The following is a 17,443-nucleotide window of genomic DNA, read 5'->3' on the forward strand; positions in this document are numbered from 1 at the left end:
CTTTGTTGATGGCGGGGAATAAAGGGTAACCGTCTGGCAGGGATGCCAGACGGTGGAGGGGTCAGGCTTTACGCGTCGCCGCCTTCATGGCGGTTACAAACGCCTTCAGCTCGGTCAGCATCTGCTCGGGCTTGTCCACGTTCTTCTCGATGATCTTCACAATCGCAGAGCCGGAAATGGCACCCGCAGCCTTCGCGTCAATCGCCGCGGTGACTTGATCCGGAGAGGAGATCCCGAAGCCCTGCAGCGGCGGTGCGGCATGGTACTCGGCCAGCTTTTCCACCAGATGATGCAGCGGCAATGCGGCTTTATTCTCGGCACCGGTCACGCCTGCGCGGGAGAGCAGGTAGGTGTAACCGCGCCCGTAAGAGGCAATCTGGCGCAGCAGCTCATCGTCCGCGTTTGGCGGGCAGATGAAAATCGGGGCGACATTGTGACGCATCGCAGCCTGGCGGAACGGCGCGGACTCTTCAACCGGCACGTCGGCGACCAGAACGGAGTCGACGCCCACGCGTGCGCACTCGGCGTAAAACTCATCGATACCGCGGTTGAACACCAGATTGGCGTACATCAGCAGGCCAATCGGGATGGTGGGGTGCTTCTGACGGATCGCCGCCAGCATCTCGAAGCACTGGGTCGGCGTGACGCCCGAGGCAAATGCGCGCAGCGTCGCATTCTGGATGGTCGGGCCATCCGCCAGCGGGTCAGAGAACGGGATCCCCAGCTCCAGCGCATCGGCACCGGCTTCAATCAGGGTGTCGATGATCTTCAGCGACTGTTCAGGGCCCGGATCGCCCAGGGTGACGAAGGGAACGAACGCGCCTTCCTGGCGGGATTTCAGTTCAGCAAATACGTTATCGTAGCGTTCCATCAGATTTCCCCTCGTGCTTTCAGAATATCGTGAACGGTGAAGATATCTTTGTCACCGCGTCCGGAAAGGTTGACCACCAGCAGCTGCTCTTTTTCCGGATTGTCTTTCATCATTTTCAGCGCATGGGCCAGAGCGTGTGAAGACTCCAGCGCCGGGATGATCCCTTCGCTGCGGCACAGCGTTTTGAACGCTTCCAGCGCTTCGTCATCGGTAATGGAGACATAGTCCGCGCGACCGGTGCTGTTCAGATAGGCGTGCTGCGGCCCGACGGACGGGAAGTCGAGGCCGGCAGAGATAGAGTAAGACTCTTCAATCTGGCCTTCATCGGTCTGCATCATCGGGGATTTCATGCCGAAGTAGATCCCCACGCGGCCATGCTTCAGCGGCGCGCCGTGTTCACCCGATTCAATGCCGTGACCCGCAGGCTCGACGCCAATCAGACCCACGCTGGTGTCGTCGATAAAGTCTGCGAACATACCGATGGCGTTAGATCCGCCGCCGACGCAGGCGATGACCGCATCCGGGAGACGACCCTCTTTTTCGAGGATCTGCGCTTTGGTCTCTTCCCCGATCATGCGCTGGAATTCACGCACGATGGTCGGGAACGGGTGCGGGCCCGCTGCGGTACCGAGCATATAGTGCGCGGTTTCGTAGCTGCCAGACCAGTCGCGCAGCGCTTCGTTACAGGCATCCTTCAGCGTCGCGGAGCCGCTGTGCACCGGGATCACTTCTGCACCCATCAGACGCATACGGAAAACGTTTGGAGACTGACGCTCAACGTCTTTCGCCCCCATATAGATGCGGCATTTCAGACCGAGCAGGGCGCTGGCGAGCGCCGAGGCCACGCCGTGCTGGCCTGCACCGGTTTCGGCGATGATTTCAGTTTTGCCCATACGCTTCGCAAGCAGCGCCTGTCCCAGCACCTGGTTAGTCTTGTGTGCGCCGCCGTGCAGCAGGTCTTCACGCTTAAGATACAGCGTGGTTTTCGTGCCTTCCGTCAGATTGCGGCATTTGGTCAGGGCCGTTGGGCGGCCTGCATAGTTTTTCAGCAGGTCGGTAAATTCGGCCTGAAACGCCGGATCCTTCTGCGCGCTGACAAACGCTTCTTCCAGCTGGCGCAGCGCGGGCATCAGGATTTGCGGGACGTACATCCCGCCGAACTCACCAAAATACGGGTTAAGTAATGTCGTCATCTTCTCTTCCTTAATATGCACGCAGAGTTTTAAAAACCGAGGCCAGTTTGCTGGCATCTTTAATACCCGGCTGGGACTCTACGCCTGAATTGAAATCGAGGCCTGCGCAGCCGGTTTTCGCGGCTTCTACACAATTGTCCGGGCTTAAACCGCCCGCCAGCAGGACGTTGTCCAGCTTTTCGCCGTTCAGCAGAGACCAGTCAAAACGCTGGCCGGTTCCGCCCTGGCCGTTATCGAGGACGTATTTATCCACGTGGTTCAGGTTACGCGGGGGCAATGTATCGTCAACGCGTTGCGCTTTCCAGATCTGTACCTGCGGTGCCAGCGTGGCGCGCAGGGCATCGATGTAGGCCTGATCTTCATTGCCGTGAAGCTGCACCGCGCTCAGGGATAACGCGTCGGCTTTTTCAACCACTTCTGCGATATCTGCATTGCGGAACACGCCAACATAGCTGAGTGGTGCCGCGGCGATGACCTTACGCGCCTGCTCTTCGCTGACCGCGCGAGGGGAGGAATCCACAAAAATCAGCCCGCCATAAATCGCTCCGGCTTCATACGCGGCCTGGGCGTCCTGTTCGCGGGTTAAGCCGCAGACTTTGTTTTCACCCAGCAGCACGCGACGTACTGCCGCATTGAGATCGTCATGTTCCATCATGGCGGAGCCAATCAGGAAACCGTTGGCGAAGTGGCTCAGCTCGCGCACCTGGGCGTAGCTGTTAATGCCGGATTCACTGATCACCGTGACGCCAGAGCCCAGCCGCGGCGCCAGCTGGCGCGTGCGGTTCAGGTCAATGGACAGGTCACGCAGATCGCGGTTATTAATGCCGACCACTTTGGCTTCCAGCGCAATCGCGCGCTCCAGCTCCTCTTCATTACTCACTTCGGTCAGCACGCCCATTTTCAGGCTGTGCGCGACGGCAGAGAGCTGGCGATACTGCTCGTCGTCAAGCACCGAGAGCATCAGCAGGCAGGCGTCAGCCTGGTAAAAGCGCGCCAGCCAGATCTGATACGGGTCAATGATAAAGTCTTTGCACAGGATCGGCTGCGGCGCGATGCCGCTGACGATCGGCAGAAAATCGAAGCTGCCCTGAAAATATTTCTCATCCGTCAGCACGGAGATGGCGGACGCATGATGCTTATAAATGCCGGCAATACGTGCCGGGTCGAAATCGTCACGAATAACGCCTTTAGACGGAGACGCTTTTTTGCACTCAAGAATAAACGCGGTGCGCGCACCCTGCAGGGCGTCATAGAAACGCCGGCTGCTCGGGACGACGTCATTCTGAAAACTGGCAAGCGGCTGCTGTTGCTTGCGGGCTTCCACCCAGATGGCCTTATCGGCAACGATTTTCGCTAAAACGGTCTGCATTCTTTACCCTCTTGCCGCAAGTGCGGTAACGCGATCGTAAGCTGCACCGGAGCGCAGTACATCCAGAACTTTTTGAACGTTGGCCTTAAGGTCTTCCTCGCCGTGCAAACGCATCAGCATGGCGACGTTGGCAGCAACGGCGGCCTCATGGGCAACCTCTCCCTTACCTTGTAATAAGCGCGTCAGAATGTCACGGTTTTCTTCCGGGGTACCGCCAGCCAGCGCTTCCTGGTGATACGGGGTTAAACCAAAGTCAGCGGCTTCCAGCTGGTAGCTCAGGATTTCACCGTCGCGCAGTTCGGCTACCAGCGTCGGCGCGTGCAGTGACACTTCATCCATTCCGCCGCTGTGCACCACGGCGGCACGCTGGTAACCCAGCACGCGCAGCGTCTCAGCAATCGGCAGGACCAGCTCCGGACTGTAAACACCGATCAGCGCCAGCGGCGGGTGCGCCGGGTTGATCAGGGGGCCGAGCACGTTAAACAGCGTGCGGGTTTTAAGCTGCTGACGAACCGGCATTGCGTGGCGGAAACCGGTGTGATACTTCGGCGCAAACAGGAAGCAGACGCCCAGGTCATCCAGCGCTTCACGGGAACGTTCGGCGTTCATATCGAGATTAATGCCGAATGCCGCGAGTAAATCAGACGAGCCTGACCGGCTGGACACGCTGCGGTTACCGTGCTTCGCCACTTTCAGGCCACACGCTGCGGCCACAAAGGCGCTGGCGGTTGAAATATTGATACTGTTGCTGCCGTCACCGCCGGTGCCGACGATATCGGCAAACGGATAGTCCGGACGCGGGAACGGGGCGGCATTTTCCAGCAGGGCCGTGGCGGCACCGGCGATCTCCTGCGGGCTTTCACCGCGGACCTTCATGCTCACCAGTGCGGCCGCCAGCTGTTCCGGCTTCAGCTCACCGCGAACCACGGCGGAGAAGAGCTGGTGGCTCTCCTGCTGGCTCAGGGTTTGCGCCTGATACAGTTTTTCCAGAATCGGCTGCAGGGTGTTGGTCTGCTCCAGCTTCTGTAACGCCCAGTCGAGTGTCTGCTCCAGCAGGCGGGCACCGTGGGAGGTCAGGATGGATTCCGGATGGAACTGCATCCCGCAGACGCGATCCGCGTCGTGACGTACCGCCATCACCATCCCTTCAAACGAGGCGTTGATCGTCAGCCCGGCGGGAATGTTGCTGCCGACCAGCGAGTGGTAGCGCGCGACCGGGAGCGGATTCGGCAGCCCGGCAAACATCGCCTGGCCGTCATGTTCGATGCTGGACGCTTTACCGTGGAGGATTTCACCCGCCTGGCCAACGTAGCCGCCATAGGCTTCAACAATCGCCTGATGACCGAGGCAGATGCCGATAATCGGCAGCTTGCCGCGCATACGGGTCAGCAGCTCCGGCATACAGCCTGCTTCGCTCGGTGCGCCTGGCCCCGGAGAGAGCATCAGCACCGGGTTTTGCATGGTGGCCAGACGGTCAATCAGGGTCTGCGCCGGTACGTGGTTGCGATAGATAACGACGTTATGGCCATTCGCACGCAGCTGATCTGCCAGGTTGTAGGTAAAGGAGTCGATATTATCGAGCAGCAGAATGTCAGCCATCAGAAAATCTCCTGTGCGTGGTGTGCGGTAGCAATGGCGCGAAGGACCGCACGGGCTTTACTGCGCGTTTCGTCAGCTTCAGACTGCGGAACAGAATCAAGAACAATCCCGGCACCCGCCTGGACGGTGGCAATACCGTCTTCAACATAGGCGGAGCGGATCACGATGCAGGTATCGAGGTCACCATGGGCGGTGAAGTAACCCACCGCGCCGCCGTAGCTGCCGCGACGACGCCCTTCGGCGGCGGCAATCAGCTGCATAGCGCGCACTTTCGGCGCACCGCTCAGGGTGCCCATGTTCATGCAGGCGCGGTAGGCGTGCAGCACGTCGAGGTCCTGGCGCAGCTCACCGACCACGCGGGAGACCAGGTGCATCACGAACGAATAGCGGTCGACTTTAGTCAGGTCCGCCACGTAGCGGCTGCCTGGGGTGCAAATACGAGCCAGATCGTTACGCGCCAGGTCAACCAGCATCAGGTGCTCGGAGAGCTCTTTATGGTCGGTGCGCATTTCCAGCTCGATGCGGCTGTCGAGATCGCGATCCAGCGAGCCATCGGCGCGACGTCCGCGTGGACGGGTTCCGGCGATCGGGTAGATCTCAATCTGACGGCTGGTTGCGTCATATTTCAGCGAGCTTTCCGGCGAGGCGCCGAACAGCGTGAAGTCGTTGTCCTGCATAAAGAACATGTACGGGCTTGGGTTGCTCTTTTTCAGCACGTCGTAAGCAGCCAGCGGAGACGGGCAGGGCAGAGAGAAGCGACGGGACGGTACAACCTGGAAAATTTCCCCGGCGCGAATCGCTTTTTGCATCTGGCGAACCACGGCACCGTACTGATCGTCGGTCTGGTTCACATCGCAGGTCATTTTTTCCACGCGCTGTACCGGCAGTGCAGGTGGCGCTTCCGTCATCTGCTGCTGAAGCTGCGCGATACGGTGCTCAAGACGGTTTTTCTCAGCGGTCGAAGGCGTGAACAGGCTGGCCTGGATACGGGTGTACTGTTTCTGATGGTCGATCACCAGCAGGGTTTCGGCCAGATAGAAGCAATAGTCCGGGCAGCGATTGCCCTGCTCGGTTTCCGGTAAATCTTCAAATCCGGCGACCAGGTCGTAGGCAAACAGCCCGCCAAAGAACATCGCTTCACGCTCATCGTGCGGAACGGTGACCAGGTTCTGCAGCAGGCGGAAGGCATCAAAGACGGAAAGGGAGCACAGGCGCGCGTCTTCATCCAGCAACTGGCTAACCGGCGGGAAATGCAGAATACGTATTTCTGGATGACGTTCGTTTTCGATGCCTGAAGGCAGGGCGGCATCCAGCAGCGGCAGCAGCGATGCGCCGTTGTCTGATAAGGCTTTGATTGTGACAGTGTCACCTAGAGCGGTAATGCGCAACGCGCTGTCGACCAGCAGCAGGCTTTTGAGATCGTCCTTGCTGTCAATGTCCGCAGATTCCAGCAGCAGCGTTGCCGGGCGTGCCCCGCACACCTGATGAAACAGCGCGGTCGGGTTGTGGCGATAGGCCGCCTCGCAGGTCAGCAATTCGAGATGGGGTTTGGCTGTTTGCATGTTGGTGTTCTCATTTATTCTGTTCAAAAAAAAGCCCGCTGGGTAGCGGGCGGGTATCTGTTTGCATTTCGCAGACGCGTGACACTGCCCGATGATCAGGAAGTACGCCACCAACCGTGCAGAGTGAAATGTGCTGTCATTTTCAGATACCTTTCTCGTGTGAACTTGCGTACTAGTTAACTAGTTCGATGGCGTGTTGTCAACCCTTGATTTCAGAATTTCGATATAAGTCGGTATCATGATGGTTTCGGATGTCTCCAACCTGTTATGGGAAGTGCTTTGAGCGATACCACCTACGCTATTATTTATGATTTACACAGCCATACTCAGGCCTCTGATGGCCTGCTGACACCCGAAGCCCTGGTTCATCGTGCCGTTGAAATGCGCGTCGGTACGCTGGCGATAACCGATCACGATACGACGGATGCCATTCCGGCGGCGCGCGCCGAGATCGCCCGCAGCGGGCTGGCGCTTAATCTGGTCTCCGGTGTCGAAATTTCGACCGTCTGGGAAAACCATGAGATTCATATCGTTGGCCTGAACATCGATATAGACCATCCGGCACTGACTGCTTTTTTGCAAGAACAAAAAACGCGCCGCAACCAGCGCGCGGAGATGATCGGCGAACGTCTGGAAAAGGCTCATATTCCGGGCGCACTGGAAGGTGCCCAAAAGCTGGCGAACGGCGGGGCGGTCACGCGCGGTCATTTCGCCCGTTTTCTGGTAGAGGCGGGTAAGGCCACGACGATGGCGGATGTCTTTAAAAAGTATCTGGCGCGCGGGAAAACCGGATACGTTCCGCCACAGTGGTGTACAATAAAACAAGCTATTGATGTGATTCATCATTCTGGCGGTAAGGCCGTGCTGGCCCATCCGGGGCGGTATAATCTTTCTGCTAAATGGCTGAAAAGGCTGCTGGCGCACTTTGCCGAAAATGGTGGTGAGGCGATGGAAGTCGCCCAGTGTCAGCAGGCGCCCAATGAGCGCGCGCAGCTCGCGACCTATGCCCGACAGTACGGTCTGCTTGGCTCACAGGGTTCTGATTTCCATCAGCCCTGCGCCTGGATCGAACTGGGGCGCAAGCTCTGGCTGCCCGCTGGCGTTGAGCCGGTCTGGCAGCTCTGGGAACAGCCGCAGCAAATTGAAGAGAGGGAAGTATGAGTCAGTTTTTCTATATCCATCCGGACAACCCGCAGCCACGTCTGATTAACCAGGCCGTGGAGATCGTCCGCAAAGGCGGCGTGATTGTTTACCCGACCGATTCCGGCTACGCGCTGGGCTGCAAAATTGAAGATAAAGGGGCGATGGAACGCATTTGCCGTATTCGCCAGCTGCCGGACGGCCATAACTTTACCCTGATGTGCCGCGATCTCTCTGAGCTGTCCACCTATGCTTATGTGGATAACGTGGCGTTTCGCCTGATCAAGAACAACACGCCGGGCAACTACACCTTCATCCTGAAAGGGACGAAAGAGGTGCCGCGTCGCCTGCTGCAGGAAAAGCGTAAGACGATCGGCATGCGCGTGCCGTCGAACCCGATTGCGCAGGCGCTGCTGGAAACCCTCGGCGAGCCGATGCTCTCTACCTCGCTGATGCTGCCGGGCAGCGAGTTTACCGAGTCCGATCCGGAAGAGATCAAAGATCGTCTGGAGAAGGTGGTCGAGCTGATTATTCACGGCGGTTATCTCGGCCAGCAGCCGACCACCGTGGTCGACTTAACCGAAGATGCACCGGAAGTGATTCGAGAAGGCGTGGGTGACGTAAAGCCTTTCTTGTAATGGTATAAGCAGATATACTACGCGGCCATCAAAGCAGGGCTCAGCCCTCTTTTGACCTGATTCGACGCCTGTGAAGGCGACACCTGAGGAAGCTCAATGAGCGAGAAGTTACAGAAAGTGCTGGCGCGTGCCGGCCACGGTTCACGCCGTGAAATCGAAGCCATTATTGAAGCGGGCCGCGTGAGTGTGGACGGTAAAATCGCCACGCTGGGTGACCGCGTAGAAATCGTACCGGGGCTGAAGATCCGTATCGACGGTCATCTTATCTCCGTGAAAGAGTCTGCTGAACAAATCTGCCGCGTGCTGGCTTACTACAAGCCGGAAGGCGAGCTGTGTACCCGCAATGACCCGGAAGGTCGCCCGACGGTGTTTGACCGTCTGCCTAAACTGCGTGGCGCTCGCTGGATTGCCGTTGGTCGTCTGGACGTGAATACCTGCGGTCTGCTGCTGTTTACCACCGATGGTGAACTGGCAAACCGTCTGATGCACCCAAGCCGTGAAGTGGAACGTGAATACGCCGTGCGTGTGTTCGGCCAGGTTGACGAGAATAAGCTGCGCGACCTGTCGCGTGGCGTTCAGCTGGAAGACGGTCCTGCGGCGTTCAAAACCATCAAATTTACCGGTGGGGAAGGCATCAACCAGTGGTACAACGTGACCCTGACCGAAGGCCGCAACCGCGAGGTGCGTCGTCTCTGGGAAGCGGTAGGCGTGCAGGTTAGCCGCCTGATTCGTGTCCGTTACGGCGACATCCTGCTGCCAAAAGGCCTGCCGCGTGGGGGATATACCGAACTGGATCTGACCCAGACCAACTATCTGCGCGAGCTGGTCGGCCTGACGCCGGAAACCACCTCTAAAGTGGCGGTGGAAAAAGATCGTCGCCGCATGAAGGCGAACCAGATTCGCCGTGCGGTGAAGCGTCACAGCCAGGTGAGCAGCAACCGCCGCTCTGGCAGCCGTAATAACAACGGTTAATGTAAAAGCCCGGTGAAGACACCGGGCTTTTTTCTTTAGTAATCAATCCCCATTTGCGCTTTGATGCCCGCATCAAACGCATGTTTAACCGGACGCAGCTCGCTGACGGTATCTGCCAGTTCCAGAATATCCCGATGACACCCGCGGCCCGTGATGATAACCGTCTGATGGGCGGGACGGTCTTTCAGTGCATTAAGCACGGCGTCCAGCGGCAAATAGTCGTAGGCGACCATATACGTGATCTCATCCAGCAGAACCATATTGAGTGAAGGATCGGCCAGCATTCTTTTAGCGTGCTCCCAGACGGCCAGACAGGCTGCGGTATCGGTTTCGCGGTTCTGGGTGTCCCACGTAAATCCGGTCGCCATCACCTGGAACTCAACGCCGTGGGGCTCAAGCAGATTACGCTCGCCGTTAGGCCACTCACCTTTAATAAACTGGATAACGCCGACCTTCTGCCCGTGGCCGACGGCGCGTGTCGCCGTGCCGAATGCAGCCGTGGTTTTCCCTTTGCCGTTGCCGGTAAAGACGATGACGATCCCGCGCTCATCCTGAGCGGCCGCGACGCGCGCATCAACCTGTTCCTTCAGACGCTGCTGGCGCTGCTGGTGACGTTCTTCACTCATTGCGATATTCCTGGTTTACGGCCTGGCTGGGCGTCAAAGGTCATCCCGGTTTTGCGGCGGCTGTCGTCGCCCATTAGCCAGAGATAGAGCGGCATAATGTCTGCCGGCGTTTTCAGCTTCTGCGGATCTTCCGTTGGGAAGGCGCTGGCGCGCATTTTGGTGCGCGTACCGCCCGGGTTAATGCAGTTTACGCGCAGATGGCGGCTTTGGTACTCCTCTGCCAGCACCTGCATCATGCCTTCGGTCGCGAATTTTGAAACGGCATAGGCTCCCCAGTTTGCACGCCCCTCACGGCCTACGCTGGAGGAGGTGAACACCAGTGAACCCGAATCCGATTTGAGTAATAAAGGAAGCAGTGCCTGGGTCAGGAAAAAAGTCCCGTTGACGTTGACCTGCATGACCTTCTGCCAGATCTCGGGATCCTGTTCATCCATCGGGCGAACTTCGCCAAGCAAGCCGGCATTGTGCAGCACGCCGTCCAGGCGCGGATAATGGGTGCTGATGCGGTGAGCAAGCTCCTGACATGACGTGGGCGTGCAGGTGAGCAGATCGAGCGTGTACCAGCGAGCAGGAATCCCACTTGCGGCTTCAATCTCCTGCGCCACCCCTTTAAGTTTTTCTTCGTTGCGGCCGGTCAGGATGACGCTCGCGCCATACTCAGCGTAGGTCAGCGCCGCTTCACGGCCAATCCCGTCGCTGGCCCCAGTGACAAGAATGATGCGGTTCTGCAGCAGATTTTTTTGCGGTTGATAATGCAAGGTGACTCCTCGGCGCACGGTGACTCAAAGACGCCTTCTTTTGTGACTTTTCGGCTTTATGCCCGAATTCGCCTGATAATTCAATCAGTCTACAGGACGCATTGCTGTAAAATTAACAATTTGCAAATATTTAAACGCCAGACCGGGGATTCCTGAAGGCGCCTCGCAGAGGTAATGTCACGAGCGAGACGCATGGGCAGGGCTGTTGTACACTGCCGTGAAAGATTCGTGGTTAAATCAAGGTGGAACGCGTGGAATTACTTTCTCAATATGGGTTGTTTTTGGCGAAAATCGCGACGGTGGTGATTGCCATTGCGGTGGTTGCCGTTCTGATTGTCAACCTGACGCAGCGCAAGCGTCAGCGTGGGGAGTTACGCATCACCCGCCTGAGCGAGCAGTATAAAGAGATGCAGGAAGAGATGTCTCTGGCGCTGCTTGACAGTCATCAACAGAAACTGTGGCTCAAAGCGCAGAAGAAAAAGCATAAACAGGAAGCCAAAGCGGCAAAAGCAAAGGCGAAGCTCAATACGCCGCAGGATAAGGTCGCGCCCCGCGTCTACGTGCTCGATTTTAAGGGCAGCATGGATGCGCATGAAGTGTCCTCTTTGCGGGAGGAAGTGACGGCCGTTCTGGCCGTGGCGACGCCGCAGGATCAGGTCGTTGTTCGTCTTGAAAGCCCGGGAGGTGTCGTGCATGGCTACGGCCTGGCCGCGTCTCAGCTACAGCGCCTGCGTGAAAAACAGATCCCGCTGACCGTAGCCGTAGATAAAGTGGCGGCGAGCGGTGGCTACATGATGGCCTGCGTGGCGGACAAAATTGTGGCCGCACCGTTTTCTATTATTGGCTCGATCGGCGTGGTCGCGCAGATCCCGAACTTTAACCGCTTCCTGAAAAATAAAGAGATTGATATCGAACTTCACACGGCGGGTCAGTACAAACGCACCCTGACGCTGCTGGGGGAAAACACGGAAGAAGGGCGCCAAAAATTCCGTGAGGATCTTAACGAAACGCATCATCTCTTTAAAGACTTTGTGCACCGTATGCGCCCGACGCTGGACATTGAGCAGGTCGCGACGGGTGAGCACTGGTACGGCGTTCAGGCGCAGGAGAAAGGGCTGGTGGATGAAGTTGGAACCAGTGACGATCTGCTGCTCAACCTGATGGAAGGCCGGGAACTGGTAGGCGTCCGCTTTGCCCAGCGCAAGCGACTGCTTGACCGCTTTACCAACAGTGCCGCAGAAAGCGCGGACCGCCTGCTGCTCCGCTGGCTACAGCGCGGACAAAAACCGCTGTTGTAAACAAAAACGCGAGGCTTATGCCTCGCGTTTTGCGTTAATCGACCAGGTGATATTTCTCGGAAAGCGTGTGCGCCAGGTATTTAAACATGTTAAACACGGCGGTGCTTTTCGGGGTCGGCAAGCCCTGTTCATCAAGGAAGTATTCGCCGCTGAAAACCAGCACGCCATTTCGCTGCTCTACGCCGGTGGCTTCAATGCCTGCCAGCGTATCTTCATGGTCACGAATAAGCTTGTTTGCTTCGATAAGCAGAGAGGCTCGGTCAATAGGTTGGGTCGTATTCTGCATAATCCACTCCTTAAACAGTGACAATAGTCTACGCCGAGGGCGCTTTGGGGGCAAATTTTCCCTGTAATGTGAGGGGATAAGCTGCAGGGGCCTGGCTGGCAGGATTTGCTTTTGCATGCTAATAAAGTTGCGTAACGAATTTTATCAGGTAGAGTGTGCGCTTTCGTCATTCTGGCAACAGAATTGCTTGACATTCAACCGGGAATTCGTCACGAATTACACGAGATGTGAGAAAAATACCCGAGAACTCAATCACCTGGGCGGCTTTTCTTTAACGCCCGGTAAGACAAAGGGGTTGATATCTCCTGACGCAGTCGCAATATCATTGGCTCGTCGTCAGCGGAAGGGAAATCAACGTGCGGCGTATTCCTGGAAGAATTAAATTAGGTAAAGGTGAATATGGGTAAAGCTCTCGTCATCGTTGAGTCCCCGGCAAAAGCCAAAACGATCAATAAGTATCTGGGTAATGACTACGTGGTTAAGTCCAGCGTTGGTCATATCCGCGATTTGCCGACCAGTGGCTCAGCCAGCAAAAAGAGCGCAGACTCTACCTCCACCAAAGGGGCTAAAAAGCCTAAAAAGGATGAACGTAGCGCGCTTGTCAACCGCATGGGTGTTAACCCATGGCATAACTGGGATGCACAATATGAAGTGCTTCCAGGGAAAGAAAAAGTCGTTAACGAGCTGAAGCAGCTGGCTGAAAAAGCAGACCACATCTATCTCGCAACCGACCTTGACCGCGAAGGGGAAGCCATTGCGTGGCACCTGCGGGAAGTGATCGGGGGTGATGACAAACGCTACAGCCGCGTAGTGTTTAACGAAATTACGAAGAATGCGATTCGTCAGGCGTTTGAGAAGCCGGGCGAGCTGAATATCGACCGCGTCAACGCCCAGCAGGCGCGTCGCTTTATGGACCGCGTCGTGGGTTACATGGTTTCTCCACTGCTGTGGAAGAAGATTGCCCGTGGCCTGTCCGCAGGTCGCGTGCAATCCGTCGCCGTGCGTCTGGTCGTTGAGCGTGAGCGCGAAATTAAAGCCTTCGTGCCGGAAGAGTTCTGGGAAGTCGATGCCAATGTGACCACGCCGGGCGGTGACGCTCTGCCGCTGCAGGTAAGCCATCAGAACGATAAGCCTTTCCGTCCGGAAAACCGCGACCAGACCATGGCCGCCGTGGCGCTGCTGGAAAAGGCACGCTATCAGGTACTGGAACGTGAAGACAAACCGACCAGCAGCAAGCCTGGTGCGCCGTTTATCACCTCCACCCTGCAACAGGCGGCAAGCACCCGTCTGGGTTACGGCGTGAAGAAAACCATGATGATGGCCCAGCGCTTGTATGAAGCGGGTTACATCACCTACATGCGTACCGACTCAACTAACCTGAGTCAGGACGCGGTCAACATGGTGCGTGGCTACATCAGCGACAACTTCGGTAAGAAATACCTGCCGGAAAGCGCTAACCAGTTTGCCAGCAAAGAGAATTCTCAGGAAGCGCACGAAGCGATTCGTCCTTCTGATGTCTCTGTGCTCGCTGAATCGCTGAAAGATATGGAAGCCGACGCGCAGAAGCTGTATCAGCTGATCTGGCGTCAGTTTGTGGCGTGCCAGATGACCCCGGCCCAGTACGACTCCACCACGCTGACCGTCGGGGCGGGTGATTTCCGTCTCAAGGCGCGCGGTCGTATTCTGCGTTTCGACGGCTGGACGAAAGTGATGCCTGCGCTGCGTAAAGGTGATGAAGATCGAACGCTGCCTGCGGTGAACAAAGGTGATGAACTGTCTCTGGTTGAGCTGACCCCGGCTCAGCACTTCACCAAGCCACCTGCACGCTTCAGTGAAGCATCTCTGGTAAAAGAGCTGGAAAAACGCGGTATTGGCCGTCCGTCGACCTACGCGTCAATTATCTCGACGATTCAGGATCGCGGTTACGTCCGTGTTGAAAACCGTCGTTTCTATGCGGAAAAAATGGGTGAGATCGTCACCGATCGTCTGGAAGCTAACTTCCGCGAGCTGATGAACTACGATTTCACCGCGCAAATGGAAGACAGTCTCGACCAGGTTGCCAGCCACCAGGCGGAATGGAAAAAGGTCCTCGACAGCTTCTTCAGCGATTTCACCGACCAGCTTGAAAAAGCGGAGAAAGACCCTGAAGAGGGCGGCATGCTGCCTAACCAGATGGTTCTGACCAGCATCGACTGCCCAACCTGTGGCCGCAAGATGGGGATCCGTACTGCCACCACGGGCGTGTTCCTCGGCTGCTCCGGCTATGCGCTGTCGCCAAAAGAGCGCTGCAAAACCACCATCAACCTGGTGCCAGAGAACGAAATTCTCAACGTGCTGGAAGGTGACGATGCGGAAACTAACGCTCTGCGTGCCAAGCGCCGCTGCAAAAAATGCGGCACGGCAATGGACAGCTACCTGATCGATCCAAAACGCAAGCTGCACGTGTGTGGTAATAACCCAACGTGTGACGGGTATGAGATCGAAGAGGGCGAGTTCCGCATTAAAGGCTATGACGGCCCGATTGTGGAGTGCGAGAAGTGTGGTTCTGAAATGCACCTGAAAATGGGGCGTTTCGGTAAGTACATGGCCTGCACCAACGACGAATGTAAAAACACGCGCAAAATTCTGCGTAACGGTGAAGTGGCTCCGCCGAAGGAAGATCCGGTTCCGCTGCCAGAGCTGCCATGTGAGAAATCTGACGCGTACTTCGTGCTGCGTGACGGCGCGGCAGGTGTCTTTCTGGCCGCCAACACCTTCCCGAAATCGCGTGAAACCCGCGCGCCGCTGGTGGAAGAGCTGCATCGCTTCCGCGATCGTCTGCCGGAGAAACTGCGTTATCTGGCCGATGCGCCACAGCAGGATCCGGAAGGCAACAAAACAGTGGTGCGGTTTAGCCGTAAAACTAAGCAGCAGTACGTTGCGGCAGAGAAAGAGGGTAAAGCGACCGGATGGTCAGCCTTCTTTGTCGATGGCAAATGGGTTGAAGGCAAGAAATAATCTTCCCTAACCGTAACTTACCTGTGAAAGGGCCGGATTTCCGGCCCTTTTTTATTACCTTGTTATTATTTTTTGTTCCGTACTATACAGTCAGGCTATAAATGATATAGTGGTTATAGTTAACCTGTTTCTTATTATTAAATCGTCTTAAGCGATTGACCGCATGCGCTAAATCGGATGGTCTGGCATGAAATTACAGCAGCTTCGTTATATCGTTGAGGTGGTGAATCATAACCTTAACGTCTCTTCTACCGCCGAGGGGTTGTATACCTCGCAACCGGGCATCAGCAAACAAGTTCGTATGCTGGAGGATGAGTTAGGCATTCAGATCTTCGCCCGCAGCGGTAAGCATCTTACCCAGGTGACGCCGGCGGGGCAGGAAATCATCCGCATTGCGCGGGAAGTCCTCTCCAAAGTCGATGCGATTAAGTCTGTGGCAGGGGAGCATACATGGCCGGATAAAGGCTCGCTGTATATTGCCACCACGCATACGCAGGCGCGCTATGCGCTGCCCGGCGTGATCAAAGGCTTTATCGAGCGTTATCCTCGCGTCTCGTTGCATATGCATCAGGGCTCGCCAACGCAAATCGCTGAAGCCGTCTCCAAGGGGAATGCAGACTTTGCCATCGCCACCGAAGCGCTTCACCTCTATGACGATCTGGTCATGCTCCCGTGCTACCACTGGAACCGTTCTATTGTGGTGACCCCCGATCACCCCCTGGCGGGTAAAGGGTCGGTCACTATCGAAGAGCTGGCCCAGTATCCTCTGGTGACGTATACCTTTGGCTTTACCGGGCGTTCTGAGCTTGATACGGCCTTTAACCGGGCAGGATTAACGCCGCGCATTGTCTTTACCGCGACGGACGCCGACGTGATTAAGACCTATGTCCGGCTTGGATTGGGGGTGGGCGTCATTGCCAGCATGGCGGTGGATCCGGTGTCAGACCCTGACCTGGTGCGTCTTGATGCGCACGACGTTTTCAGCCATAGCACCACAAAAATTGGTTTCCGCCGCAGCACCTTCCTGCGCAGCTATATGTATGATTTTATTCAGCGCTTTGCCCCTCATTTAACGCGTGATGTGGTTGATACCGCCGTGGCATTACGCTCAAATGAAGATATTGAAGAGATGTTTAAAGACATCAAACTTCCCGAAAAATAATCACACCCGGTATCTTTCCCCCAGGGAAAGATACCGAAATAACCTCTCAAAGCTAAATTAGAATTATCATCATCTGCGATTCCCCTGCCATATAATGTCATTATCCATTTAATACGTAAGGTTATAATGTCGTGAATTGGCGACAAAAGTAGAAACTAATTTACGCCTTCGCAAATTTTTCTTTTCAATTATTTATTTCTGGTCAAAAGATTGAATATTTCATACCTCCCGGTGCGTAAATTCACTGGCTTTTCGGCTAAAGTTTCTTTAGGATTTATCTCAACAGATGATTAATTGTACCAATTGTTTGGTCCTAAATGATAAGCGATGTCGATTGTATGAGGTTAGCAATGCCTTCAGGAAGTGAAGAACCGCAAAGGGATCCTGCGCTCAAGCGTAAAGCCTGGCTGGCGGTCTTTCTCGTCTCTACCCTGTTTTGGGTGGTGGTTGCTCTCCTGGCCTGGAAATATTGGGGTTAAATATGTCAGTGACGGTACGTACAGCTTCGGTAAAACAGATGTGTCAGCATCGTGACAGCGGCCACAGAGGGCGTAAAGCACCTGCGACTGTTGTACCCGCGTCCTGGAAACTGACGCCGCAGCAGCAGGCTTTTATTGATGTGTTCGCAGAAGACGAACCCAAAAAACAATAATTTAGTTTATTGCGTAATGATGCAAATAGTCTGAATATCGACTCTGCGCTTTTGTACTCTTTAATAAATACACATCAGCAATATAGCACTGAGGAACGACCTCGGAATTTTTATAAATAATGCCTGGTGTCCCTATGATGAATAACATGACGTCTCACAAATACTGGTCGTGGATCGGCGTTTTTACCGTGTCGATTCTGTTCTGGAGTCAGCTCATCTGGCTGGCGCTCCACTAAATTGTAAAACCTCGCTACGGCGGGGTTTTTTGTTTCCCCGCGCTGGACCAATCCTAAATTTATCAATTTGGGTTGTTATCAAAA

At 55.9% G+C, this 17,443-nt stretch carries 17 protein-coding genes and 1 other annotated feature; of the genes, 8 read left to right on the forward strand and 9 right to left on the reverse strand.

The annotated features are described in order from the left end of the window. Positions 1-61: 61 nt before the first annotated feature. The 6 genes from trpA to trpL form a co-directional block, all read right to left on the reverse strand. Positions 62-871: a tryptophan synthase subunit alpha gene (gene trpA / locus ACMGGE_RS04145; RefSeq protein ID WP_223539075.1), complete on the reverse strand. Its 810-nt coding sequence runs from the start codon at positions 869-871 to the stop codon at positions 62-64. Then, positions 871-2,064, reverse strand: a complete 1,194-nt coding sequence (gene trpB, locus ACMGGE_RS04150) for a tryptophan synthase subunit beta (protein WP_024907111.1) — start codon at positions 2,062-2,064, stop codon at positions 871-873. The genes trpA and trpB overlap by 1 nt, the downstream gene beginning before the upstream one ends. Before the next feature lie 10 nt (positions 2,065-2,074). Further along, entirely contained in the window at positions 2,075-3,433 is a 1,359-nt protein-coding gene (trpCF, locus tag ACMGGE_RS04155; protein ID WP_045908895.1) for a bifunctional indole-3-glycerol-phosphate synthase TrpC/phosphoribosylanthranilate isomerase TrpF, read from the reverse strand. Positions 3,434-3,436: 3 nt separating this feature from the next. Next, positions 3,437-5,032: a bifunctional anthranilate synthase glutamate amidotransferase component TrpG/anthranilate phosphoribosyltransferase TrpD gene (trpD, locus tag ACMGGE_RS04160; protein ID WP_008502806.1), complete on the reverse strand. Its 1,596-nt coding sequence runs from the start codon at positions 5,030-5,032 to the stop codon at positions 3,437-3,439. Then, positions 5,032-6,594, reverse strand: coding sequence for an anthranilate synthase component 1 (locus ACMGGE_RS04165; protein WP_420293387.1), 1,563 nt, complete (start codon positions 6,592-6,594; stop codon positions 5,032-5,034). Before ACMGGE_RS04165 ends, trpD begins: the two co-directional genes overlap by 1 nt. Before the next feature lie 25 nt (positions 6,595-6,619). Continuing rightward, positions 6,620-6,713 (reverse strand) — a sequence feature (Trp leader region). Then, positions 6,690-6,734: a trp operon leader peptide gene (trpL, locus tag ACMGGE_RS04170; RefSeq protein ID WP_106993556.1), complete on the reverse strand. Its 45-nt coding sequence runs from the start codon at positions 6,732-6,734 to the stop codon at positions 6,690-6,692. Its footprint overlaps the feature before it by 24 nt. A gap of 139 nt (positions 6,735-6,873) precedes the next feature. Here trpL and rnm point away from each other — a divergent pair, with 139 nt between their 5' ends. From rnm to rluB, 3 genes are all read left to right on the forward strand, one after another. Beyond that, positions 6,874-7,755, forward strand: coding sequence for an RNase RNM (rnm, locus tag ACMGGE_RS04175; RefSeq protein WP_045908893.1), 882 nt, complete (start codon positions 6,874-6,876; stop codon positions 7,753-7,755). Continuing rightward, the gene (locus ACMGGE_RS04180) at positions 7,752-8,372 is read left to right on the forward strand and encodes an L-threonylcarbamoyladenylate synthase (protein WP_003856793.1); all 621 of its coding nucleotides are present in this window, start codon (positions 7,752-7,754) and stop codon (positions 8,370-8,372) included. Before rnm ends, ACMGGE_RS04180 begins: the two co-directional genes overlap by 4 nt. Before the next feature lie 96 nt (positions 8,373-8,468). Beyond that, positions 8,469-9,344, forward strand: coding sequence for a 23S rRNA pseudouridine(2605) synthase RluB (gene rluB / locus ACMGGE_RS04185; protein ID WP_008502809.1), 876 nt, complete (start codon positions 8,469-8,471; stop codon positions 9,342-9,344). A gap of 35 nt (positions 9,345-9,379) precedes the next feature. On the opposite strand, the gene cobO is transcribed toward rluB, so the two are convergent. Both cobO and ACMGGE_RS04195 read right to left on the reverse strand, forming a co-directional pair. After that, a complete protein-coding gene (gene cobO, locus ACMGGE_RS04190) occupies positions 9,380-9,970 on the reverse strand; it encodes a cob(I)yrinic acid a,c-diamide adenosyltransferase (protein ID WP_126533737.1) in 591 nt (196 codons plus the stop codon). Then, a complete protein-coding gene (locus ACMGGE_RS04195; protein ID WP_420293388.1) occupies positions 9,967-10,728 on the reverse strand; it encodes a YciK family oxidoreductase in 762 nt (253 codons plus the stop codon). The genes cobO and ACMGGE_RS04195 overlap by 4 nt, the downstream gene beginning before the upstream one ends. Positions 10,729-10,979: 251 nt before the next feature. On the opposite strand from ACMGGE_RS04195, the gene sohB reads away from it, so the two are divergent. Beyond that, a complete protein-coding gene (gene sohB, locus ACMGGE_RS04200) occupies positions 10,980-12,026 on the forward strand; it encodes a protease SohB (RefSeq protein ID WP_063621870.1) in 1,047 nt (348 codons plus the stop codon). Between the two features lie 34 nt (positions 12,027-12,060). Here the strand turns inward: sohB and ACMGGE_RS04205 are convergent, their stop codons facing one another. Further along, on the reverse strand, positions 12,061-12,312 hold the full coding sequence (locus ACMGGE_RS04205; RefSeq protein ID WP_003856804.1) for a YciN family protein: 252 nt from the start codon (positions 12,310-12,312) through the stop codon (positions 12,061-12,063). A 399-nt stretch (positions 12,313-12,711) separates the two neighbouring features. Here ACMGGE_RS04205 and topA point away from each other — a divergent pair, with 399 nt between their 5' ends. The 4 genes from topA (at position 12,712) to ymiC (ending at position 17,359) form a co-directional block, all read left to right on the forward strand. Beyond that, a complete protein-coding gene (gene topA / locus ACMGGE_RS04210; protein WP_420293389.1) occupies positions 12,712-15,309 on the forward strand; it encodes a type I DNA topoisomerase in 2,598 nt (865 codons plus the stop codon). Positions 15,310-15,496: 187 nt separating this feature from the next. Beyond that, on the forward strand, positions 15,497-16,471 hold the full coding sequence (gene cysB, locus ACMGGE_RS04215; RefSeq protein WP_008502814.1) for an HTH-type transcriptional regulator CysB: 975 nt from the start codon (positions 15,497-15,499) through the stop codon (positions 16,469-16,471). A 338-nt stretch (positions 16,472-16,809) separates the two neighbouring features. Continuing rightward, positions 16,810-16,950, forward strand: a complete 141-nt coding sequence (locus ACMGGE_RS04220; RefSeq protein ID WP_213327741.1) for a YmiA family putative membrane protein — start codon at positions 16,810-16,812, stop codon at positions 16,948-16,950. Between the two features lie 310 nt (positions 16,951-17,260). Next, complete coding sequence (gene ymiC, locus ACMGGE_RS04225) at positions 17,261-17,359, forward strand: small membrane protein YmiC (protein ID WP_032623144.1); 99 nt, start codon at positions 17,261-17,263, stop codon at positions 17,357-17,359. The last annotated feature ends 84 nt before the right edge of the window (positions 17,360-17,443 follow it).

The organism is Enterobacter sp. BNK-22 (genome assembly GCF_048684805.1).
Taxonomy (GTDB): domain Bacteria; phylum Pseudomonadota; class Gammaproteobacteria; order Enterobacterales; family Enterobacteriaceae; genus Enterobacter; species Enterobacter quasiroggenkampii.